Below are 21,892 nucleotides of genomic sequence, written 5' to 3'. Positions count from 1 at the left end.
TCCTTTCTACGTCAGGACGATATTTCCAAGCGCCTGAATCTGGATATTATTATCTATTTCACTGAACGACAGCACCGTAACATTGGGGTAAAACTGGTCTATCAGCTTTTTAAAGTAAATCCGCACCACGGGTGAGGTCAGCACAATCGGAACATTAACCAGATCCTTGATTTTGTTGATTTCCCCGGTGGAAGCGGTAATGATGCTTTGTATGGAGGAAGGATCCAGGGCCAGATAGGAGCCTGTTTCCATCTTTTTCACGGAGGCCATGAGCATGTTCTCGATTTTTTCATCCAGGCTGATCACCTTCATCTGTCCTGCTTCGGAAAAGCGGTGGGAAATGGTGCGTTTCAGCGCCTGGCGCACGTATTCCGTGAGCATATCCGTATCTTTGATCTGTTTTCCGTAATCGCCCACCGTTTCAATGATCGTTTCCATATCACGGATGGGAATTCCTTCTCTAAGCAGATTTGCCAGCACCTTCTGCAGGCTGCCCGGACTGATAACGCCGGGGATTGTGTCCTCCACAATGCTCGCATTGGTCTTTTTCAGGTTTTCCAGCAGGTTGTTGACCTCCTGACGGTTGAGCAGTTCGTAAAGATGTTCTTTGATTACCTCCGACAGATGTGTGATGACTACCGAAGCCGGATCGATCAGGGTATAGCCTGCCATTTCCGCCTGTATTTTCCTATCCTCACTGATCCATTTGGCAGGGATGTGAAAGGCCGGGTCTATGGTGTCGATTCCCGGGATGTCATCCGCGTCCGGGCCGGGAGAAAGCGCCAGGAAATGATCCATAAGGATATCTCCTCTTGCCACTTCTTCTCCTTTCAGCAGGATGCTGTACTGATTCGGATTAAGCTGCCCGCTGTCCTTGATCCGGACGGAAGGGATGACAAAGCCCATTTCCAGCGCCATCTGCTTACGGAACATGACCACACGGTCTATGAAATTCCCGCCGTTGCTTTCATCCGCCAGGGGAATCAGGCTGTAGCCGAACTCCATTTCTATCTGCTCCACATTCAGAAGCCCATAGACATTGTCCATATTTTTATAAAAATCAGCTTCGCTTGTCACTTCCGCTTCCACCATTCCGGGAACGGTTTCTTCTATCAGATTTTTCTGTTTCCGCTGCAGGTAATAACCGCCTGCCAGCAATGCTGCCGATGTACAGAGTATCTGAATTACCGGAAATCCCGGTATCAGGCTCAGGCACGCGGCGGCCGCACCGGCCATCATAATGACGCGGGGCTGGGCGAGGAACTGCCTTGTCACCTCTTCGCTGAGGCTGTTTTCGGAAGCGGAGCGTGTTACGATCATACCGGTAGCAACAGATATGAGCAGCGCCGGTATCTGGGATACCAGGCCGTCGCCTATTGTGGAGGTGGTGTATATCTGCATGATCTCGGTGATGCTTCCCTGTTTGTTCATTGTCCCTACCAGAATGCCGCCTATAAAGTTGATCAGCGTAATGATGATAGAGATAATGGCATCTCCTTTTACAAACTTCGTGGCACCGTCCATGGAACCGAAGAAATCGGCTTCCCGCTGTACCTTGGATCTTCTGATTCTGGCTTCCTGTTCATCGATCAGGCCGGTATTGAGATCTGCATCAATCGCCATCTGTTTTCCCGGCATGGCATCCAGGGTAAAACGTGCCGCAACCTCAGCCACACGCTCGGAGCCTTTGGTAATTACGATGAACTGAACCAACACGATAATCAGGAAAATAATAAATCCGATAATGGCATTTCCCCGGATGACAAATTCTCCGAAGGTCTTTACCACCTGTCCTGCATATCCGTTGTCAAACAGGATTTTCCGGGTGGAGGAAATATTAAGTCCCAGCCGGAAAAGTGTGGTGATCAGCAGCATCGAGGGAAAAACGGAAAATTCCAGGGTTTCCCTGATATACATCGCCATACACAGAATCACCAGCGACAGGGTAATGTTCAATATAAAGAAAAAGTCTAATAAAAAGGTAGGGAGGGGTATCAAAATCAGGAAAATAATTCCGATTACACCGGCAGTCACCACTATGTTATATCGTTTCAATTACAGATCACCATTTTCTATAATACTTTTGGTATTTACTATTTCACTGATGCGCACCCCGAAGTTATCGTCTATGACCACTACTTCGCCTCTCGCAATCAGCTGGCCGTTAACAATAATGTCCACCGGCGCGTCAGCCTGTTTATCAAGCTCCACTACCATGCCGTTATTAAGGCTCAGAATCTCTTTCAGCTTACGTCTTGTTTTACCGATTTCCACAGACACATGAAGGGGGACATCCATCAGCAGTCCCAGATTTCCCTGCGGGATGGATACCGGCTGCAGCTGCGCCGTTTCCCGGTATGCGGTTCCGTCAATCCGCCCGGCGGCCAGAAGCCCGGTACCGTTCTCGTCCGGCATGCTGTCCATGATTTGAATGCTGTTTCGTTCTTCTTCCTCCCGGACGGCCCGTTCCTCCTCCTTCTGCTTTTTCACCGTAATTTCCTGCATCAGGCTGTCCGTTGCCGTTTCGGATATGCATTCCAGGAACTCTGTTTCCATCAGATCCCCAATTGTCATGCCATAGCGGATGACAGTGGTCTTACATGCGGCATCCTCTCCCATAATTTCCCACAGACGCTGTCCGCTGTCCGATAAAAACAGCTGGCAGTCCGAAGAATCCATAGTATTTTCCAGGTACTCCGCCACCGATTTGGCAGCGCTGTGCACCATCTGGTTCAGAAGCTCCCCTGCCGCGCTCATAGCCACTTCGTCGAATTCAAAATCCGGATCCGGCAGGTCGTCGCTTCCCATCAGCTTGTTCAGGAAAGCCTGTATATCCCGCTGCCTGAAAATCATGACAATGTTTCCGGCGGCATTCGAAGTAAGGCAGCTCTTGACAAACAAGGCTGGTTCCAGAATGCTGTATTCCACATCCTTAACCAATGTTTCTGATTTTTCCGGAGCCTTGATCTCCACCTTCGTCTTAAGCATGGCGGAGATGGATTCCCCTGCTGCTTTTCCGTATTGTTCCATAAGCGCGTCAAAGATATTATCCTCCGACAAATTCCGGATTTCCTGCTCTGCTGCCATTTTGCCTAACTCCTTTTATCCTGATTATTCTTATTTCTTCTGCCGAAACGTCTGGGTGTGCCGCTTTCCTCTTCCGAGCCCTCTTCTTCCTCTTTTCCGAGTTTCATGTGGGCCGGCAGAAGCTTGTAGAGCTTTTCTTCGATGTATCTGGGATTTTCTCCCTCCTGTATGGCTATAACCCCTTCCATGACAAGCTGCTTGCACAGAAATTCTTCCTCATGCCGGGCCTTCAGCTTGCTTGCCACAGGCAGACATACAATGTTTGCCAGCAGGGAGCCATAGAGGGTTGTAATAAGGGCCACCGCCATACCGCTCGCAAGAGCATTCACATCCTGCATGTTTCCAAGCATCAGGATCAGGCCGATTAAGGTACCGATCATTCCGAAAGCAGGGGCGAAGCTGGCCGCTTTTTCGTAAAAGCTGCGATCCAGGGCGTGCCGTGCATCCAGCTGATCCAGTTCCGTTTCCATCGCCGCCTTTACCTTTTCCGAATCCACAGAATCCACTACCAGCATAAGGCTGTTGTGCAGGAATGGTTCATCAATTTCATTCAGCTTATCTTCAAGGGACAAAAGCCCTTTCATTCTGGCTTCCGTCGCAAGCTCCACTATCTGTTGAATAGACTGCCTGGGGTCAAACTTCTGGGGCCGGAAAATGATCTGCATATGCTTTCCGATTTTTTTAAATGCACTGGGGGGAAAGGAAAGCATCATAACGCCTATCGTTCCTCCTATTGTTATGGCAAGGCTTGGATAATCCCAGAACGCATGCAGATTCCCGAGTACTACCCGGGTGGTATCGGAATCGAACATAATTCCGAACAACACCATTCCAACTGCCAAAATCAAACCAATAATCGACAAAATGTCCATAACCTGTTATATCCTTTTCTCTTTTGTTTCTTTCGGCCTCCTTCAGGAGGGGCCGGCTCCGCCCAGCAGCTCGCGTACGATGTTCCTTCGTTCTTCCCGTATTTTTTCCACTACCTCATCCATGGTTTCCCTCACGATGAGATGCTTGCCGTTGGTGAGAAGGATTGTAGTATCCGGATTTTCGGAAACCATTTCAATCAAATCCGGGTTCAGTACAAAACGTTCCCCGTTCAGCTTTCTTAAAAAAATCACGGATACCTTCTCCTTATCTCTGCCATTTATTTTTTATGTATGTGTTATCTCTTCAGATTTACCAGTTCTTCCAGGATGGTATCCGATACCGTAATTATTCTGGAGTTGGCCTGGAACCCTCTCTGGGTCACTATCATGTCAGAAAACTCGGAGGAAATGTCAACGTTTGACATTTCCAGCGCCGATGATTTCAGAGCGCCGGAGCCGTTGGTTCCCGCCTGGCACAGCTTGGCATTGCCGGAATTGGCTGTCTGCTGGAAGTAGGAATTTCCCACCTCCTCCAGGCCGTACGGGTTCTCAAAGGTGGCAAGGTCAATACGGCCTACCTGGATTTTTCCTTTGTCGGGATGGTTGACTTCCACAATACCGTTCGCCAGAATAGAAACTCCTACCTGAGAGGAGGACAGCGTGCCGCCTGCGGTTCCGCCTTCCAGGACAAAGCCTTTCTGTCCCAGGCCGAGCTCTTTGGAATCCTGTGATGCGGTAACTGTACTGGTTCCCTTGGAAGTCATTGTCGCCGTACCAATATCCGCTCCTGCATGATCCTTCAGCCATTCATCCGACAGCTTGGTAAAGCCTTCATGCTTCATTTCAATATACTGTCCGGTTTCTTCTCCGGGTTTTACAGGGCTTTCTTTCAGAAGCACCGAATTGGCCGCCGTACTGCTTTCATCAATACGTCCCACAAAAGTCCTTGTATCTCCGCCTTTTACCACAGTAGCCGTAATTTCCCACGCTGCTTTTGTGTCAGCCGTTGCCTTGATATATTTGGCATTAAATGTCACGTCTCCTTCTGCAGTAAATTTAGGTACACTGCTCACCGTCTTAGGAAGCATGGAACCAAAAACACCATTCGTTGCAGCATCGTCTGCGGACAGTGTCAGTTCTCCCGGAACCACATCGAAGTTATAACCGAGGATTTCCGCACCGGTCAGACCTCCTGCGGGGAACAGGCCGCCGTCAGGCACCGCTGTCAGAGACAGCTTTCCGGTAGGGTATTCTTTTCCTCCGTTAGCCTGGGTAATGGCAGTGTTCACTTTATCCATCAAATCACTGAGGCTGCTGAACACAGATTTGGCATTGACGCGGACTGTCAGGGAACCGGTATTCATTTCCGTATCCTTTACCACAGCGTCCGCTCCGTCCGGCAGGGTATCATCCACCACAAAGTTCACGGATACATTGGCATCTGTCGTCGCTTTTTCTGAAGTCAGCGTATAGCGGATCCCGTTAATGGTTTCCGTTTTTACCGCTTTCGCCGCCTGCTGGGAAGGAATGTCCAGATGGATCTTATTGGAGCCCGGCGCTTTGCCAAGCGGATCCCCGGAAACACCCAGTACCGTATAACCATTGGCGTCTGTCAGGTTCCCGCTGTTGGGATCGATCTGAAGGGCTCCGGCCCTTGTATAGAAAATATTTCCGTCCGAATCCTGTACCTGGAAAAAGCCTTCTCCGGCAATAGCCACATCCAGCCCTCTGTTGGTGGACTGAAATGCGGAACGGCTCATGTCCAGGTCGATGCCAGCCAACTGGGTACCATAACCGATCTGGGAAGCATTAGTTCCTCCCATAGTTGCGCTTCCGCCCGTAGCGTTCTGGAGTGTCTGGTAAAACACATCAGAAAAACGTCCGCGGCTGGATTTAAAACCAAATGTATTAACATTGGCAATATTATTGCCGATAACATCAAGCTGGCTCTGGTGTGCCTTCATACCGGACACCGCCGAATATAATGATCGTAACATTACAAATCTCCTTTTCCACCGTTCTTACCCTTCTGTCAGTCGGGGTAAGATAGCCTCCTAAAAAGGACCGGCTATATCATAACGGTTCCGTCAATATTGGTGAATACGCTGCCCTTCAGGCTCTCGTCATTCACGACGGTAACTACTTTGTTATTGGGTACATTAACTACAAAAGCTGTGGTATCCATAAGAATCAAAGGCGTTTTCAGGCCTTTTTCCTCTGCCAGCCGCACTCCCTCATTCAGGCGTTCCAGCTGTTCTGCGGATACATCCACATTCCGTTCTGCCACGCGTTCCATCGCGTGTTTGGAAAAAGAAATCCCACTCTCTTCCCTGAGCTTCTCTTCCAGAACCTTCTGAAAAGAAGTATTTTCTTCTCCGGAAGTCTCCCTGCTGTCCCGGTTTTGTTGGATATCAACGGGATTGCCGGTATAAACTGGCCTTTGCAGCAATTGATTATATCGTAATGGATCCATCCCTAATCCTCCTTCCCGTCCCTATACACCTTCCGGACTGTCTGCGTTCGAGCCGTCTCCGGTTCCATCCGCTCCGTCTGTTTCATTCGCGTTTCCGTTATTCTCTGCTCCGCCGGTTCCATCTGTGCTTCCGCTGCTTTCTGCTCCACCGGTTTCGCCCGCACTACCGCCGCCTTCTGCTCCACCGGTTCCGCCCGCGTTTCCGCTGCCGTCCATCCCGCCAACTCCGTCCGCGTTCCCGCTTCCGTCTGTTCCTTCATTTCCGTCTGCGCTGCCGCTTCCCTGCGTTCCGCCAGTAACTTTATTTCCATCCGCACTGCCGGCCGCACCGCTATCCGCGGCATTCCGAATGCTTTCAAAGCCTTCCGTCAGTTTTCCGTCCAGCATCTTATTCATATCTTCCAGCTGGCTGCTTATTTTTTTCAGGGCACCGTCGCTCTGGCTGGAGGGCTTCACTTCCATGATCTCATCCAGGGTAAAGCCTTTGCCTCCCACGTATATCACATATTCCCCGTCCAGCAGGGAAACCTTCTCCACCGGTCCTTCCGTTGTGGCCAGGTCGCCGTTTACGGTGATCTTCGCCGCCGTCACGTCCTTTCCCACAAGAGAGGTTGCATAGGTGCTTTTCGCGTTATAGGCCAGTTCCTGCATCTGCTGCATGGTAGTAAATTGTGCGAGCTGTGTCACGTACTGGGTATCGTCAACCGGATTCATAAAATCCTGGTTTTTCAGCTGTTCCACCATCAGCACCAGAAAGTCGTCAATCGAAACCTGTCTGTCCGATTCCTTCTCGAATACCGCATCGATTACATTGCCTGTACCGCTGCTCTCTCCGGCTGTATTTTCCGTGCTTCTTGCATAAGCGGAAGCATAGGTGTCATAGCTACTGTTCAAACCGTCTACTGCCATTTGGGCTGTTTCCTCCTTTCCCGTTTTTGTCAGATATAAGCGTACAAGCTTCCTTCCATCCGGTTATAGACCGGAATTTCCGGAGTATCTTCCTCCTCTCCGGCTGCCGTTGCTCCAAAGTGACGGAGTATCCCGCCCGTCATCTGATGCTGCTGTCGGTACATATCCTGCTGGTATCCGGAAAAATCCATTCCGCCGAAGCCGCTGTGATAAACCTCCTGCACCTGGGCATTCAGTGGCTGAAGAGCTTCCTTCAGCTGGAGCAGCTCGCTGTTTATCAGACGCTGTGTGTCTTCATTGCTCACGCCGATACGCATGGAGATTCTGCCGCCTTCCGTAACCATGCGGACTACGATTTCTCCCAGGCCTTCCGGCTTAAGACGAATGGTAAAATGGTTCATGCCCTTTGCCATTCCTTCCTCCAGACCTGTTTTTACCTGCTGCATAACCGGAACCGCTTCTGTCTGCGTATTGGGAACTGCCGTCATTTCCGGCCTGTCCGCCGTTCTCACGGCTATCATGCGATCTAAGGGAAGATAGGCTTTTTCATCCACCTTTTTCTGCAGGGCCTCAGTATCGGTTTCTTTGTCCTGCAAAACATAAGAGGTTTCGGTATCTTTTTCCTCTTTGCTTTTCCCTGCCATGGCTTTCAGAAGCTCCGACTGTTCCTTCAGCATATCTCCATAAGAGGATGCGCTGTCTCCAAAAGCTTCCTGCCCGTTTCCGGCTGCTTTTACACCGGTACTGCCGGCCTGTGCCGCATTTTCCAGTCCGCTGTCTTTCAGGACAGAAATATCTTCTGCCGCTCCGGCTGTCTGTCGGTCGGTTTTCTTTCCCCGGGCATACTGCATTTCCCCCGCCGCCGGATTGGCAATGGCCGCTGGATTTTGTTCGCTTCCTGCCGGAAACGTTTCTGCCGCATCGGCTGTCTGCACAATACCGGAAAGAGACATTTCTTCTTCCCTGCTGCCGGTATTTCCGGAAAGCTCCTCCCCGGGCAGAATCATTTCCCAGCCGTTCTGCTGCATCTGTTCCTCCATCAGGATTCCCGCTGCCGCTTCTGTCTGTTCTTTGCCCGGTTTTTCCACCTTGTCTGCGGGTTTGTCTTCCGCATTCCCGGCAGTTTCCTTCAGGGCATCCCCTGTCTTATCCTGCGTATCCCGCGATGCTTTTCCAGCTGCGTTTTCTTCTTTTTTCACCGGCTCACCGCTTTTCTGACCGGGCTGTGATGCCGCTTTTCCCGGGCCTGCATTCGCACTTTTTCTGTCGGACGCCTGATTCAGATGAGTATTCAGCATCTCCATAAAAGAGTCCCGGGCCGCGGCGCTTTGCCGGTTATCCTTACCCGTTCCTGTTATTCCTGCGTTCTGTACTGTCTGTACTGTCATGTTTTTCACCACCTTTCTTTTCCATTTCTTCCCGCCACAGGAGGCAGGAATCATATATAGGAAACGCCATTGCGCACGAAGCTGCCGGAAACATGCTCAGATATCATCTCCTGCTCTTCCTTTGCTTCTGCATGGCGGTATTCCTCCAACTGTTTTTCTTTCAGGTTTTCCAGCTTTTTCACTTCCTGGGAAACGCTGACCACTATCTGGCGCTGTTTTTCGATTTCCTCATCGATGCGGTTCAGTTCATTCCGGATTTCCTCCAACTGTTTCTTCCCGCTGACCAGCAGCACGCTGGACGAGCGCAGGGAAAAAATGGTGGTTCCTTTACGGATTTCCTTTCCCCGTTCGGACTGTATTTCTTCCATTTCCTCCATAAGTCTCAGCCTTTTTTCTTCAAGCCCCGTCCTGGCTGCCAGAAGCCGGCTCATAATCCCCCGTTCCTTTTCCAGATCCTGTTCCTGATAATTCAGCATCCGTTCCAGGGGAAAGTTAAACTTTTTCATTGACTGCCTCCTACTGCATCAGTTTGATCATCTGAAGCACCGTTTCTTCCAGGGTAAAGCTTTCATCCGTCTTCTGCTGCAGGAAATCGTAAATCTGCCGGATCCTCTCCAGCGCTTCATCCAGCTCCGGATTCGTCCCTTTTTTGTAAGCGCCTATGGATACCAGATCCAGGTTGCTTTCATAAACAGAACGCATTTTCCGCAGCCTTCCGGCGGCTTCCTTATGCTCCGGCAGAACGATTTCGTTCATCAGACGGCTGATGCTGGAAAGGATATCAATTGCCGGATAGCGGTTGCTGGTAGCCACCTTCCTGGAAAGCATGATATGGCCGTCTATGATACCGCGCACTGTGTCGGAAATCGGTTCATTGGCATCGTCCCCTTCCACAAGAACGGTATAAATGCCTGTGATGGAGCCCTGTTCGAAATTACCGGAACGTTCCAAAAGTCTTGGCAGCTCCGAATAAATGGAGGGTGTATAGCCTCTGGCCACGGGCGGCTCTCCGATACTCAGGCCGATTTCCCTCTGTGCCATGGCAAAACGGGTCAGGGAATCCATCATAAGAAGCACATCCTTCCCCTGATCCCGGAAATATTCTGCAATCGTGGTGGCTGTCATCGTACATTTGGCGCGCATCATGGCGGACTGGTTGGAGGTTGCCACCACCAGGACCGATCGTTTCAGTCCTTCCTCTCCCAGATCCCGGTTAATGAATTCCACCACTTCACGGCTTCGTTCCCCCACCAGGGCGATCACGTTCACATCCGCCTTCACGTTTTTGGCAATCATACCCATCAGCGTACTTTTGCCCACGCCGCTTCCGGCAAATATTCCCATTCTCTGGCCTTTTCCTATGGTCAAAAGGCCATCAATCGCTTTTACTCCCATCTGGATGGCGGTATCGATACGCGGCCGATCCATGGGATTGGAAGATACTCCGGTAATGGGATAAAAAGCAGGCTGTTCCACGGGAGGCCCTCCGTCAATTGGCTGGCCGAGCGCGTCCACCGTACGTCCGACCAGGCTGTCGGCCACCGGAATCAGAAGCTTGCTGCCGGTATTGTGAACCGCACTTCCGTAACCGATTCCTTCGATATCCTCATAGGGCATCAGCAGGACCTTGTTTTCCCGAAAGCCCACCACCTCAGCGGCCATCTCCCGACTGCTTCCCGCCACCTCTATCGTACATACATCACCGATACGGCATTCCGGCCCTGTGGCTTCCACCGTGGTTCCTACAATTTTATCAATACGCCCCATATAGGTGTACAAATCCGCCCGTTTTAAATAATCACGGACTTTTTCTGTTTCCATCCTCATATCTGCCCCTCCAGGGAGGCCAGCTGGCATTTCAGCTGTTCCAGCTGACGGAACACCGAAGCATCCAGAATCCCGTCACTGGTTTCTATCCGTACCCTGTCCAACGGACATTCTTCTTTTTTCACTTTAATGGTCCCTCCGTATTTTTCCTGAAGGGGTTCCAGTTCCTTTTCCAGTGCCTCCGCAAGCTCCAGGGCTTTTGCGGAAATATGTATGTCAATCTTCTTTTTATCCCGTTCAGACTGAATGGCCTTTTTTACCAGCTCGGCCATTTCCCCGCTGTCCTCTTCAATCCGCTTTTCCAGGATTTTGCCGGCAATATCCAGGGACAGCTCCACAATCTGGCTGCGGATATCCTCCAGCTGGTTCTCCATCCGTTCATAGGCTTCCCCTATTTCCTGCCGCAGGCGAACGGTCAGGTCCTCCACCGATGACAGGGCTTCCTCCAGTCCCTGTTCATGTCCCTGCTCCCGGGCCTGTTCCCGGATCCTCACAGCCTCTTTTTCCGCCGTGTTCACTATTTTATCTCTCTGTGCGTAAGCATCCGAAAGGATCTCCGCCATGGATTCCCGGGCCTGGTTTCTTGCATGCTCCAGAATATGCCTTTTTTCTTCCGAAATCAGTGTATAGCTCTCTTCCTGAGCTTCCGGCCATTCTTCCTCTTCCGCCGATTCGAAGGTTTCTCCATATACGGCCACCTCAAGATCCTGATATACGGTCTGACCGCTTTTAATAATTCTAGACAATTACTTCATCCTTTCCATCTTTGGAAATCACAATTTCCCCTTCCTCCTCCAGGCGGCGGATGGTGGAAACAATCCTCTGTTGCGCTTCCTCTACCGAACTCATCCGGAGATTATGCAGAAACTTCATATCCGTCTGTATGCTTTCCCTCATACGGGTTGACATATTGGAAAAGATCGCATTGGTCACATCTCTGTTAGCCACCTTCAGGGCCACGGCCAGATCCCTGGAATCGGTATCCCGGATAAAACGCTGGATGGACATGGGATCCAGATAGGCGATATCCTCAAATACAAACATGAGCTTTCTGACGCCTTCCGCCAGGCGGGGATTCTTGATATTCAACTCATCGAAAATATCCTTCTCCGTGCTGCGGTCCACGTGGTTCATCACATCAGCCACATAATTCAGCCCGCCTATCTCCATGGCATCTTCTGACGCGGATATCCCGATTTTTCCCCGGACCACCTCCTCAACCACCTTAACAATGGGAGGATAGGCCCGTTCCATGCCGGCGATACGCTCCACTACGTCAATCCGGATATCTCCCGGCAGCTCCGCTATGATTTTGGAAGCCTGCTCCGCGTTGGCATAAGAGAGGATAAAGGCCAGTGTCTGGGGATGTTCATTCTGAATGACAGCCATCAGGGATTTATAATCAACTTTCCTTATAAAAGAAAAGGATTTGGTATGCAGGGCTTTGCTGACCCTGTCCATCATGCTTCTTGCCTGCTGCTGCCCGAACGCCTTTTCCAGCACCTCTTTGGCGTATTCCCGGCCGCCGCCTGCTATCACTTTTTCTGTCACACAGCATTCATAAAAATCTTTTGATATTTCTTCCAGCTCGCCGCTTGAAATCTTGGGAAGACGGGAGAGTTCCACGGACAACTGTTCGATTTCCCCTTCGGAAAGGTGCCTGAGGACCTCGGATGCATTTTCCACCCCGATAACGGATATCACCGCCGCCGCCTTCTCCGCAGCGCTTCTATCTTCTGTAGCCATATTACTCATTTCCTTCCTTCAGCCAGGACTTAATCATAGCCGCAATAATTTCCGGGTTGGTTTTGGCAAAGCTGCGTACCTGATCCATGGGATTTTCTTCTGCTGCTCCCACAGGATCCTGGGTTCCGCTTCCTATCGTATTCACAACGGCTCCCTCACCGGCCCGCTCCAGAACGGCGGCTCCATCCCCCTGGTTCTCCGCCCGGGCAAACATCTCTTCATCTTCTCTGTTATGTCTTCTGCTCCTGTGAACAAGCAGAAAAATCAGCAGCAGAAGGATGAGCAGCCCGGCTCCTGCAAGAAAGAGTGTATTCCTGTCCCATACAATACCCTGCGGTTCGGTCTCTTTTTTCTCCGGCTGGACAGTTTCCGGCTGAACCTCAGTCTGCCGGAAGCTGGTTATGACAATATCCTCCGGCGCAATATTGGCAGCCTTGGAAACCGTGTCAATCAGCTGCTGTTTTCTGTTTTCCGTCAGATTATTATCATTAACCGTTACCGACACGGTGGCTTTCTGCAGCTTTACATTATCCTTTTCTATCTGCTGCTTTATATATCCCACCAGATAATCCACGTTATTGTAATACTCCTCCGACTGCGTCCCGCTCTGCCCGCTGTCCGCCGTCCCGTAAGAAGGAATATCGGTATTATTTTCTTCTCCGGCCACACCGCCCGCCCCCTGGGTGGAGCCCTGGGATTTGCTTTCTTCCGACTTTCCCACAACCCCGCTGCCGTTTTCCTGGGGAACATACTGCATATTTTCCGTAATCATCTTGTCATAATCGATGACGACTGTGGCGGAAACACGAATCTGGCTGGGCTTATATGCCAGAGTCAGTACATTCATGATCTTATCTTCCAGACGCTTTTCCACCTTGGACTCAAAATCCAGACGATCCAGCCCGTAATAGCTCCCGCTGTCCAGGCTCTGCCCCTGCAGTTCTTCCATGGTCACGGCATTGATTACGGCAACGTTTTCCGGAAGAAGCCTGGGCACGCTGTTGGCCACCAGCTTCTTGATGGCTGCGACCTTTTCCGGGGACAGCTCATAAGAAGGCACTAACGTCAAAGAGACAGAACCTGTGCTGTCCGAGCTTTGCTCATCCCAGACATAGATACTGTCATCAGAAACATTCAGGGTTACGATGGCATTGGAAATCCCGCTCATATCCTTCAGCGTCCGCTCCAGGCGATCCTGAAGATTCAAAAGAAGATACTGCTTCTTCTCGAATTCCGTGGTCGTAAAACCCGTATTATCAGAAAAAATATTAAAAGGCAGGGCCGTCTTGGGATATCCCAGCAGGGACATATCCAGCATAATATCCCCCAGCTCCGCTTCCGGAACCGTAACCTCTCCCGATTCATTACGCTTTGCATCCACCCCGCGGCTTCTCAGCACGGTATACACTTCCGTATTCTCATCCACAGATATTCCCGGAAACAGCACTTCATATTTTCCCGTATTTTTTACATTAAGAAAAATCGCTGCTCCCAATGCAACCAAAACAGCTGCTGCGATACCGACCGCCAAAACAAGCTTCTTTCCGCCAAAAAAGCGGTTAAGGGTCTTATTGCTTTCCACCTTAGCCTTCACATTATCCTTTATACTCATCTATCTCCACCGCAGCAAGTTTATACCTGCATTCCCATTATCTGATTGTATGCGCTTACCGCTTTGCTGGTCAGCTGGGTAGTAAACTCCACCGCAGCAGCTGACTGTTCCGCCTGAATCATGGCGGAATGCAGATCATCTATCTCTCCCAGAGCGAGCTTTCTGTCCATTTCCGAAGTTTCCTGCAGGGCCTGGTCGGCTTCCCTGATCGCTTCCTTTAAAAAGCTGCCGAATTCTTTCCCTTCAGACGGCAGCTGACTTCCTTCACTCTTTTTCAGTTCCTCAAGAGTAAGAGAAGGCTCCATTTTTGTTATCGGTACAATAAACATTAATTACACCTCGTATCATATGTAGACTGCTAGCCTATTATATCACATTTTAGCAATTACAAAAGTATTTTTTATTATTTTCTACAAACATTTTTAAGTATATTTCTGAATTTTTATAACATTTAACGTTTTTTAACATTCTCATATGATCGTTTATGTGTATTTTTTGTTTATATATTCTTTTTACAATATTTTCTAATTCAATTAAACGTTTTATAATTACATTTATTTTAAACGATATTCAGTTAATATACTCCATTCTTTTTTTCAATTTCCAAACACATCAAGCAAGAATTTTCCTTTTCTTTTTCACGTTTTGTGCCCCTTTCCTGATATATTGTGATCAAGATATCCCTCCGGTTACCAGCAAGTAAAAAATTACGGAATTTCGTGCCCTTCCATAAAATGGCAGCCCGGCACAATTTTACCGTCATTTTGATTCTCCATAACAGCATTTCATACCAGCCCAATTTTTGCCCGTCAGTTAACTATTTCATTTACTACCAGTTAAGAAACACATATTTACCAAATAAATCCATCCCCCTGCATTATTTGTCATCACATTATTTGTCATACTGAGAAAAACATATTCACAAAAGAACCCTATCAAAAAATTCATTCCTGAAACGAAAAATCACTGCAATTTTTTTACATTCCCTCCCAACAACATACAGCCCCATATCCTCTAAACGATACCTCCCCATACCAACTACCTTCGCCAGGATAAACGCCTGAATCACAGCCGTCATGCCGCCCTGCCCCGGCCGGCCCTGTTTCCTTCCTGGGCGAGGGGGGAGCGCTGTGTATGTGTTCTGTGACCCATCTGAAAAAAAGGAGATGTTTCTTAATATTCCGTTCCGCCGGAATTCTGCTGCCCTTAGCGGCCTGTCTGACGAGCGCCACCCCTTCTGGCTCAAAACCAATAATTAACACCGCGAGGAGTTCTGCCGCGTCAGCAGAATTCCGGCGGAACGGAATATTTAGAAACACCCCTTTTTTGAAGCTGGGCCACAGAACACATACACAGCGCTCCCCCTCGCCCAGGAAGGAAACAGGGCCGGCCGGGGCAGGGCGGCATGACGGCTGTGATTCAGGCGTTTATCCCCACCCTCTTAATTTCCGCCAAAACAAGCCGATAATATAACAATAGTCTATATCAGATAAAGAGGAGTGGAAACATATGCCATTTTTTAAGAAATCAAAAAATAAAAAAGAAAACTCCGCTGCAGCCCCTCCTCCGGCGCCTGCGGACACAAGCTCCGAAATTACTCCTGATAAAGAAACCGATTCCCGGGAATCCGGCGTCACTGCCTTTTCTGCGCAGACTCTTCTCCAGGAGCTGCAAAACCGTCAGGCAGAACACCCGCAGGATCTGGAATTCATCCAAAGCCGTCTTCCTGAAATAATGGAAATCTGCGGACAGCACGCTGAAAATCCGGAGCCCGCGGATGCCGCTGTACGGATCCTTCTGTCCCCGGACCGCATGACCGCTTTTCTGTATCTCCTTCCTCCCACAGACGGCGGCGCCGAACCTGAGGAAAACGATATTATTTCTGCGGCACAAGACACCGGGATAACCACAGGAATCGACATGGACCTTCTGAAGCAGATTTATCAGCACAGAAGCTATTACTGTGTCTTTCCCATCGCCCGGGGCACACCTCCCGTTGATGGTGAAAACGGAAAAATAGTCGACCATTTTTCCAGAATCAGGCAGATTCACCTTCAGGAGGACTCCCGCGGAAGTATTAATTATAAGGATCTGAACCTTTTCCAGAACATTGAAGCCGGTGAGGTTATCTGTGATATCATCCCGCCCGGTGACGGAACGGACGGCATCGATGTGCTGGGCTATGCCGTGCCCGCAAAAAAAGGAAACGCACCGGTTATCCCCCAGGGGAAAAATACGGTCCTGAATGAGGAAAAAACGGCTCTCACGGCAAAGGTAAGCGGAGAGATTTCCTTTCAAAACGACGTCTTCCGTGTGGCATCCCGGCTGACAATCCCCGGAAGCGTGGACGGTTCGGTAGGAAACCTGGATTTTGCGGGCGATATTCTGGTAATGGACGATATCTGCCGGGGATTTACGGTTCATGCCGGCGGAAATGTTATTGTTTACGGGATGGTGGAAAATGCTTCTGTCACGGCAGGGGAGGACATAGAAATCAGAAAGGGCATGAATGGAAGCGGCGGTGGTTTTTTGAAGGCCGGAGGCAATGTTTCTTCCCTTTTCCTGGAGCACGTCCGGGTAACGGCCAACGGAAATGTATCCTCCGAAACCATCATTAACAGCAATATCACCTGCGGAGGCTCCGTTCTGGCCCTGTCGGGACGCGGTACCATTATCGGAGGAAATATCAGCGCGTCAAAAAGTGTGGAGGCCAGGAAAATCGGCACACCGTCCAATAATGAAACACGGATAACAATCGGCCAGGCTGTGCAGGAAGAAAAGAACACGGAGCATTTGTCGGCCGAATTGGAAGAGGCTGTTAAAACACTCGAAAAAATCCGTCTGAATTACCGTTATCTGACGGAACAGCCCTCCGTTCCTGAAAACAAAAAAGAAATTTTCAATATTTTAAGTGAACAAAAAGCTCTTTACGAAAAAAAGGTGAAGGATCTCAATGAACAAATCGACAAAATGCTGCGGGCAAAACCGAATTACAGCAAATGCCGTGTGAAAAGCGATATTATCTATGGTGTTACAGAAATCAGTCTCAATCATTCCCATCTCATCATAAAAGACACTAAAGAACACTGCAATATCTATTATAAAGACGCTGAACTTGTTCTTGGTACCTTCTGAAATGTAAAAAGAAAATTTCCTGACAAGTCCTCCCTTTCATTTTAAGCATTCAATCCGATAATAAATAGTGACATCTGCTCCTATGCAGCATAAATTTTTTTTCCGGAGGCCTATATGGATTTATCAATAAAAAACTGTAGAAAATGTCATATTCTTGATCCACAGACCGGCGCAATGCTCAGTGAAGCCGCTGTAAGCTATACAAGAGAAAATGAAATATACCTTACCTTTCCCGGATGGGAGCTGGTAATGGAGGAAGCTTATCTGATGCCGGTGGTATTTTTTGATTCAATAAACGGTCTGGTGACCTGTAACTGCAGCATTTGCCAAATCGAGCCTGTCATAGACAAAAAGGGGTATTACCATGGTTTCTGTCATATCCTGTCCGTAAAAAATACAGCCGACCGTCATGAAGACTTCCGGCTGCCTCTGACAATAACCGTAAATATGTCATACATTGACCCCGAAACGGGACGAAGCGGCGGTATAGGCGGCGTGACCTCCAATATTTCCGCCGGAGGCGTATATATTATCGCAGCGCAGAAGCTTCCCGTCCAGGTTTTCTATACCCATTTTCAGCATAATGTCCTGCCCATCGCCCCCCAGACACGGGTCCTGCGGACAGAACCTCTGAGTAATGGGAAATATGGTTATGGCTGCTGTTTCGAGGATCTCTCCTCTTACACGGAAAGCCTGCTGCGGAGATTTATCTTCCACATGGAATCCATCCATAAAAAATAACATCGGACGGCAAAAAAGCCATCCCTCAGCGTATTAACGCCGGGATGGCTTTTTTCGTGCGGCTTTTATAATCGGCAGGAGGATATGGCAATGAATGCCGCTCCCTTATTCCTCCTGCATTTCTTCTTCCTGACTTACCACTTCCGGTTTGGCGGCTTCTGTTTTTTTCTCTTCCCCGTTCAGTGTAAAATGCAAAAAATAAGCATAAATATCAACCACGGCCTGATACAGCTCCTCCGGTATTTCACTTCCCAGCTCCAGCTGTGTAAGGACTGTGGCAAGGGAATCATCCTCATAGACAGGAACACCGTTTTCCGTTGCTATCTCCACAATCTTCTCCGCCATATATCCCATTCCGGAAGCCACAATAACCGGCGCGTTCTGTTTATCCTCATCATAAGTGAGCGCTACGGCTTTTTTATTCAATGTTTCCCTAAACTCTGACATTTACTCCATTCTTCCTTTCGTAAATTTTCGGAAATGCTTCCGTAATCGGTATGGATTCCTGGCTGGATCCGGTGACCAGATTCTGCAGCCGGATTCCGTTCTCGGCCATGATACGATTTATATTCTGCCTTATTTCCTTCTCTTTCCCCTTCAGATTATCCGGAAAATCCAGCTGCATATCCATCTTCCCGTTTTTATAAACAAAAAACATGTCGAAAAATCCCAGTTTTTCAATATCAAATTTAATTAAAGCCTTTACAACACGGCCATCCTCCTCGTCATCTTCGGCGGCCCCTTTGTCATCCGGATCCACCCAGAGCTCCGAATACATCAGCCTGCCGTCCACCATCATGGGAAGCATGAGGTGGAGGACCGGCATATACACGCTCTCATTCAAAAGCATGGAATGGACAAAATTCTGGCTTATCATCTTTCCTTCCGTGCTGGCGTCCCCGTTCATACCGGAACGCAGGATATTTAAGAACTCCTTATTCCAGCCTTCATCCGTCTGTGAAGCCTTGCGCAGGACCGATTCTATCAGCGCCTCATCCATACTTCCGAAGACCTTTTTAAAGCCCTGGAACCCCATTAATTTTCCAAATGTCTGCATCAGTCCGTCCATGCTTCCGTTTTCATAACGGGCAAGCTGGTATGCCAGATGCGCGGTATACTGACGCAGCAGCCCTCTGTCATGGGTGGCGGATATATACTTGTTCAGAAAAGGAAGAATCTTTTCCTTCAGCAGCGCGGCGTTCTTCTGTGTATCCCCGTTCACATGCTGCTCTCCCGTCTTAAGACGGGCGGCCATCCGCTCCAGTTCACCGGCTGATTTGCTGAACATTTGTTCCCTGCATTTTTCCAGCAGTTCTGAAATGGACTGCATAATGTGGCCGCCGGAGGCCATGTCTCCATAACGCCTAACAAAATCAAGGAGCCCCGCCTTTAAATCCACAGAATCCGTGTTGTTGAACACCTGCCGGAGCAAATCAAAAAAGGGTCCTCTGTAGCGGATTCCCATATCGGCCTGTTCCTTCAGAAACGCCGACATATTGCCCTCCTTCAGTCCGATCATGGAGAAAAACCGGGCGATATCCTCCGCTGTCCCCTTATTCATGCCCGCCTGTACAAGCAGCTCCTTTTTTTCCATAAGAAGCCGCATCAGATCCTCCACCTGATCAGGCGAATTGTTAAGCAGCTTTATAAAATGGTTAAAATTAGATTCATAATTCAGTTTCAGCTGTGTGCTGTTCTGACCTGCATCATCCCGCCCTCCCGGCCTGGATACCTTCTGGGGGGTAATCGGCGCCTGTACGCCCTGAACCTCCGCGTTTGCGGTCGGATTCATTTTTATATTGTTGCCGTTTTCATATCCCCCTATGGGACTGGTAACTTTTAAAATATTAGACATTTTTTCTCTGACTCCAATTATTTTTTGATGTATTCTGCCGATATATAAGTATGTGTTTTAAGTACAAAAATATAACTGACAGATAAGGCGGTGTAAAGATTATGGACAACAACCTGGACAATCTACTTGATACCTATTTATTCGAAACGAATTCTCTTCTGGAACAGCTTGATGAGTTGTTAATAAATGCGGAAAAGAATACGGATTTCACATCAGATGACGTGAATGAAATCTTCCGTATCATGCACACAATTAAAGGTTCTTCCGCAATGCTTGAGTTTACTTCCCTCATGACCATTGCACATCACATCGAAGACCTGTTCTTTTATATTCGGGAGAATGGAATCAGCAAGTTAGACAGCACGCACAAGTCCGAACTGTTTAACCTCATGTTCAAATCTACCGATAAGCTGCGCGAAGAAGTGCAGAAGGTGGAAAATAATGAACCTCTCAGTACTAATATCGACAATGTAATAGCAGAAATTAATAGTTTTCTTGACAAAATCAGTGACAAAGAAACGGAAGGCGGATCGGAAGGCGCCGCCGCTGTTTCGGAAACACCTCAGAATGCTGCTCCTGAAACGGCCGCAGGCCAGGAATTGCCGATGTCCCATCTCCCGGAGGATAAGGGAATGTGTTTTGTGCATATTTTCTTTGATGAGGGCTGCGGCATGGAAAATCTCCGGGCGTTCATGCTGGTCACCTCTGTAAAGGATGCCACTTCTGATTTCCGCTTTTATCCTGACGATATTGAAACAAACAGCAGCTCCGCCGAAAGCATAGTACAGGACGGTTTTTATTTTGCCTTCGATTCAAGGGAAACGGCTGAAATTGCCATCACTATCATAAAAGACAGCAGCAATATCCGTTCCTATGAGCTGATTGACAATCCGGCTTATGCGGCGCGGGAGGCTGCAAAGGCGGCGCAGGAGGAATCCCGGAATACCGGAAATGCGGCTGCAGCCCCTGCTAAAAAGCCCGCGGCTCCCGCCGCCCATAATGCTCCTGTAAAGCAGAATTTAATCAGTGTCAACCTTTCCAAGCTGGATATGCTCATGGCTGTTGTGGGAGAAATCGTCATTACTGAGTCCATGGTAATTTCTTCCCCTGAGCTTCATGACCTGAAGCTCGACAGCTTCCTGAAATCTGCAAGACAGCTGCGCAAGCTCACCGATGATCTGCAGGATATCGCCATGTCGCTTCGTATGGTGCCCATTTCAGGAACCTTCCAAAAAATGAACCGTATTGTCCGTGATATGAAGCAGGAGCTGAACAAGGATGTGCGGCTGACAATAGAAGGAGAAGATACAGAGGTTGACAAAAGCATTGTGGATAATATCAGCGATCCTATCATGCACATTGTCCGCAACGCCATGGATCACGGAATTGAGAAAACGGCGCAGGAACGTATTGACGCAGGGAAGAATCCCCAGGGCGAGGTTCTTTTATCCGCCCGCCATACCGGCAGCGAGGTTATCATTATAGTAAAAGATGACGGAAAGGGAATCGATCCTGCCGCTGTTCTGGCAAAGGCCCGTGAAAACGGCATTCTTACAAAACCGGAAGAAGAATACAGCCAGAAGGAAATCCTCTCTCTCCTGATGCTTCCCGGCTTCTCCACCAATAAGGAGGTAACGGAATACTCCGGACGCGGTGTGGGTATGGATGTTGTAAAACGGAATGTGGAAAGCATAGGCGGCACCGTAACCATAACCAGTGAATACGGAAAGGGGACCTGCATGACACTGCGCATTCCTCTTACCCTGGCCATTGTGGACGGCATGGAGGTCAGTGTCGGCGGCACTATTTTCACCGTGCCTATCTCCAATATCCGCAAGTCCTTCAAGGCTCTTCCGGAGGATATCATCTATGATTCCGAAGGCCATGAGATGATACGCTGCATGGGTGATTTTTACCCGCTTGTACGTCTTCACCAGCTGTATAATATCAACGACGCCATTACCAGCCTGGAAGACGGACTTCTTATGTGGGTGGATGCCAGCGACAAGTCCTACTGCCTGTTCATAGATGAGCTTTTGGGAGAACAGCAGGTTGTTGTAAAGCCTCTCCCTCCCTATCTGAACAATTTTAATATCAAGAATTCCGGAATCAGCGGCTGTACGATTCTGGGAGACGGAAATATCAGTATCATACTGGATATCGCCAATGTATATCATTCGGCACAGTCCCTTTTTTAAACTGCGCCCGGATAACAGAGGCCGTATACCGGCCCGCATATGATCAATA

Annotated in this window: 20 protein-coding genes; 3 read left to right on the top strand and 17 right to left on the bottom strand. The window is 49.0% G+C overall.

Annotated elements, in window-relative coordinates:
• Positions 1 to 6: 6 nt before the first annotated feature.
• The 15 genes from flhA to BLA28_RS33765 all read right to left on the bottom strand — a co-directional run bounded on the left by flhA (position 7) and on the right by BLA28_RS33765 (position 14,992).
• The gene (flhA, locus tag BLA28_RS13600; protein WP_044972749.1) at positions 7 to 2,055 is read right to left on the bottom strand and encodes a flagellar biosynthesis protein FlhA; all 2,049 of its coding nucleotides are present in this window, start codon (positions 2,053 to 2,055) and stop codon (positions 7 to 9) included.
• Positions 2,056 to 3,087 (bottom strand): flagellar motor switch protein FliN, encoded by a 1,032-nt coding sequence (gene fliN, locus BLA28_RS13595; RefSeq protein ID WP_069159128.1) that lies wholly within the window; start codon positions 3,085 to 3,087, stop codon positions 2,056 to 2,058.
• Between the two features lie 5 nt (positions 3,088 to 3,092).
• Positions 3,093 to 3,959 carry a motility protein A gene (locus tag BLA28_RS13590; RefSeq protein WP_069159127.1) on the bottom strand — a complete coding sequence of 289 codons (867 nt, stop codon included), beginning with the start codon at positions 3,957 to 3,959 and terminating at the stop codon, positions 3,093 to 3,095.
• A 42-nt stretch (positions 3,960 to 4,001) separates the two neighbouring features.
• Positions 4,002 to 4,211 (bottom strand): flagellar FlbD family protein, encoded by a 210-nt coding sequence (locus BLA28_RS13585; RefSeq protein WP_009250506.1) that lies wholly within the window; start codon positions 4,209 to 4,211, stop codon positions 4,002 to 4,004.
• 44 nt (positions 4,212 to 4,255) lie between these two features.
• Complete coding sequence (locus BLA28_RS13580; RefSeq protein ID WP_069159126.1) at positions 4,256 to 5,956, bottom strand: flagellar hook protein FlgE; 1,701 nt, start codon at positions 5,954 to 5,956, stop codon at positions 4,256 to 4,258.
• Positions 5,957 to 6,027: 71 nt separating this feature from the next.
• Entirely contained in the window at positions 6,028 to 6,432 is a 405-nt protein-coding gene (locus BLA28_RS13575; protein WP_069159125.1) for a TIGR02530 family flagellar biosynthesis protein, read from the bottom strand.
• A gap of 21 nt (positions 6,433 to 6,453) precedes the next feature.
• Complete coding sequence (locus tag BLA28_RS34555; protein ID WP_069159124.1) at positions 6,454 to 7,341, bottom strand: flagellar hook assembly protein FlgD; 888 nt, start codon at positions 7,339 to 7,341, stop codon at positions 6,454 to 6,456.
• A 29-nt stretch (positions 7,342 to 7,370) separates the two neighbouring features.
• Positions 7,371 to 8,729 carry a flagellar hook-length control protein FliK gene (locus BLA28_RS13565; RefSeq protein WP_169897251.1) on the bottom strand — a complete coding sequence of 453 codons (1,359 nt, stop codon included), beginning with the start codon at positions 8,727 to 8,729 and terminating at the stop codon, positions 7,371 to 7,373.
• Positions 8,730 to 8,779: 50 nt separating this feature from the next.
• A complete protein-coding gene (fliJ, locus tag BLA28_RS13560) occupies positions 8,780 to 9,235 on the bottom strand; it encodes a flagellar export protein FliJ (protein WP_009250511.1) in 456 nt (151 codons plus the stop codon).
• A 10-nt stretch (positions 9,236 to 9,245) separates the two neighbouring features.
• Positions 9,246 to 10,556, bottom strand: coding sequence for a FliI/YscN family ATPase (locus tag BLA28_RS13555; protein ID WP_330393278.1), 1,311 nt, complete (start codon positions 10,554 to 10,556; stop codon positions 9,246 to 9,248).
• Positions 10,553 to 11,302, bottom strand: a complete 750-nt coding sequence (locus BLA28_RS13550) for a FliH/SctL family protein (protein WP_069159122.1) — start codon at positions 11,300 to 11,302, stop codon at positions 10,553 to 10,555. Before BLA28_RS13550 ends, BLA28_RS13555 begins: the two co-directional genes overlap by 4 nt.
• Positions 11,295 to 12,302: a flagellar motor switch protein FliG gene (gene fliG / locus BLA28_RS13545; protein WP_069159121.1), complete on the bottom strand. Its 1,008-nt coding sequence runs from the start codon at positions 12,300 to 12,302 to the stop codon at positions 11,295 to 11,297. The genes BLA28_RS13550 and fliG overlap by 8 nt, the downstream gene beginning before the upstream one ends.
• Position 12,303: 1 nt before the next feature.
• A complete protein-coding gene (gene fliF / locus BLA28_RS13540; RefSeq protein ID WP_069159120.1) occupies positions 12,304 to 13,914 on the bottom strand; it encodes a flagellar basal-body MS-ring/collar protein FliF in 1,611 nt (536 codons plus the stop codon).
• Positions 13,915 to 13,934: 20 nt separating this feature from the next.
• The gene (gene fliE / locus BLA28_RS13535; protein WP_009250516.1) at positions 13,935 to 14,243 is read right to left on the bottom strand and encodes a flagellar hook-basal body complex protein FliE; all 309 of its coding nucleotides are present in this window, start codon (positions 14,241 to 14,243) and stop codon (positions 13,935 to 13,937) included.
• Positions 14,244 to 14,833: 590 nt separating this feature from the next.
• Complete coding sequence (locus BLA28_RS33765) at positions 14,834 to 14,992, bottom strand: hypothetical protein (protein WP_169897250.1); 159 nt, start codon at positions 14,990 to 14,992, stop codon at positions 14,834 to 14,836.
• Between the two features lie 431 nt (positions 14,993 to 15,423).
• On the opposite strand from BLA28_RS33765, the gene BLA28_RS13520 reads away from it, so the two are divergent.
• Together BLA28_RS13520 and BLA28_RS13515 are read left to right on the top strand one after the other, a co-directional pair.
• Positions 15,424 to 17,049 (top strand): DUF342 domain-containing protein, encoded by a 1,626-nt coding sequence (locus BLA28_RS13520; protein WP_069159117.1) that lies wholly within the window; start codon positions 15,424 to 15,426, stop codon positions 17,047 to 17,049.
• Between the two features lie 114 nt (positions 17,050 to 17,163).
• Positions 17,164 to 17,790 (top strand): PilZ domain-containing protein, encoded by a 627-nt coding sequence (locus tag BLA28_RS13515; RefSeq protein WP_069159116.1) that lies wholly within the window; start codon positions 17,164 to 17,166, stop codon positions 17,788 to 17,790.
• Between the two features lie 105 nt (positions 17,791 to 17,895).
• On the opposite strand, the gene BLA28_RS13510 is transcribed toward BLA28_RS13515, so the two are convergent.
• Positions 17,896 to 18,237: an EscU/YscU/HrcU family type III secretion system export apparatus switch protein gene (locus tag BLA28_RS13510; RefSeq protein ID WP_069159115.1), complete on the bottom strand. Its 342-nt coding sequence runs from the start codon at positions 18,235 to 18,237 to the stop codon at positions 17,896 to 17,898.
• Positions 18,224 to 19,645, bottom strand: coding sequence for a hypothetical protein (locus tag BLA28_RS13505; RefSeq protein ID WP_071699233.1), 1,422 nt, complete (start codon positions 19,643 to 19,645; stop codon positions 18,224 to 18,226). Before BLA28_RS13505 ends, BLA28_RS13510 begins: the two co-directional genes overlap by 14 nt.
• 101 nt (positions 19,646 to 19,746) lie before the next feature.
• Between BLA28_RS13505 and BLA28_RS13500 the strand changes: the two genes are divergently transcribed.
• Entirely contained in the window at positions 19,747 to 21,843 is a 2,097-nt protein-coding gene (locus tag BLA28_RS13500) for a chemotaxis protein CheA (protein ID WP_069159114.1), read from the top strand.
• The last annotated feature ends 49 nt before the right edge of the window (positions 21,844 to 21,892 follow it).

The sequence above is a fragment of the Eisenbergiella tayi genome (assembly GCF_001881565.1).
In the GTDB taxonomy this organism is placed as follows: Bacteria; Bacillota; Clostridia; order Lachnospirales; family Lachnospiraceae; genus Eisenbergiella; species Eisenbergiella tayi.
This window is presented reverse-complemented; position numbering and strand designations above follow the sequence as displayed.

Bases quoted from the DNA above. Each gene is read 5' to 3' on its own strand.
- BLA28_RS34555 (WP_069159124.1), bottom strand. From the start codon at position 7,341: ATGGCAGTAGACGGTTTGAACAGTAGCTATGACACCTATGCTTCCGCT.
- BLA28_RS13565 (WP_169897251.1), bottom strand. From the start codon at position 8,729: ATGACAGTACAGACAGTACAGAACGCAGGAATAACAGGAACGGGTAAG.
- BLA28_RS13555 (WP_330393278.1), bottom strand. From the start codon at position 10,556: ATGAGGATGGAAACAGAAAAAGTCCGTGATTATTTAAAACGGGCGGAT.
- BLA28_RS33765 (WP_169897250.1), bottom strand. From the start codon at position 14,992: ATGACGGCTGTGATTCAGGCGTTTATCCTGGCGAAGGTAGTTGGTATG.
- fliG (WP_069159121.1), bottom strand. From the start codon at position 12,302: ATGGCTACAGAAGATAGAAGCGCTGCGGAGAAGGCGGCGGCGGTGATA.
- fliF (WP_069159120.1), bottom strand. From the start codon at position 13,914: ATGAGTATAAAGGATAATGTGAAGGCTAAGGTGGAAAGCAATAAGACC.
- BLA28_RS13505 (WP_071699233.1), bottom strand. From the start codon at position 19,645: ATGTCTAATATTTTAAAAGTTACCAGTCCCATAGGGGGATATGAAAAC.
- BLA28_RS13515 (WP_069159116.1), top strand. From the start codon at position 17,164: ATGGATTTATCAATAAAAAACTGTAGAAAATGTCATATTCTTGATCCA.
- BLA28_RS13510 (WP_069159115.1), bottom strand. From the start codon at position 18,237: ATGTCAGAGTTTAGGGAAACATTGAATAAAAAAGCCGTAGCGCTCACT.
- fliJ (WP_009250511.1), bottom strand. From the start codon at position 9,235: ATGAAAAAGTTTAACTTTCCCCTGGAACGGATGCTGAATTATCAGGAA.
- BLA28_RS13580 (WP_069159126.1), bottom strand. From the start codon at position 5,956: ATGTTACGATCATTATATTCGGCGGTGTCCGGTATGAAGGCACACCAG.
- BLA28_RS13520 (WP_069159117.1), top strand. From the start codon at position 15,424: ATGCCATTTTTTAAGAAATCAAAAAATAAAAAAGAAAACTCCGCTGCA.
- fliN (WP_069159128.1), bottom strand. From the start codon at position 3,087: ATGGCAGCAGAGCAGGAAATCCGGAATTTGTCGGAGGATAATATCTTT.
- BLA28_RS13590 (WP_069159127.1), bottom strand. From the start codon at position 3,959: ATGGACATTTTGTCGATTATTGGTTTGATTTTGGCAGTTGGAATGGTG.
- BLA28_RS13575 (WP_069159125.1), bottom strand. From the start codon at position 6,432: ATGGATCCATTACGATATAATCAATTGCTGCAAAGGCCAGTTTATACC.
- fliE (WP_009250516.1), bottom strand. From the start codon at position 14,243: ATGTTTATTGTACCGATAACAAAAATGGAGCCTTCTCTTACTCTTGAG.
- BLA28_RS13500 (WP_069159114.1), top strand. From the start codon at position 19,747: ATGGACAACAACCTGGACAATCTACTTGATACCTATTTATTCGAAACG.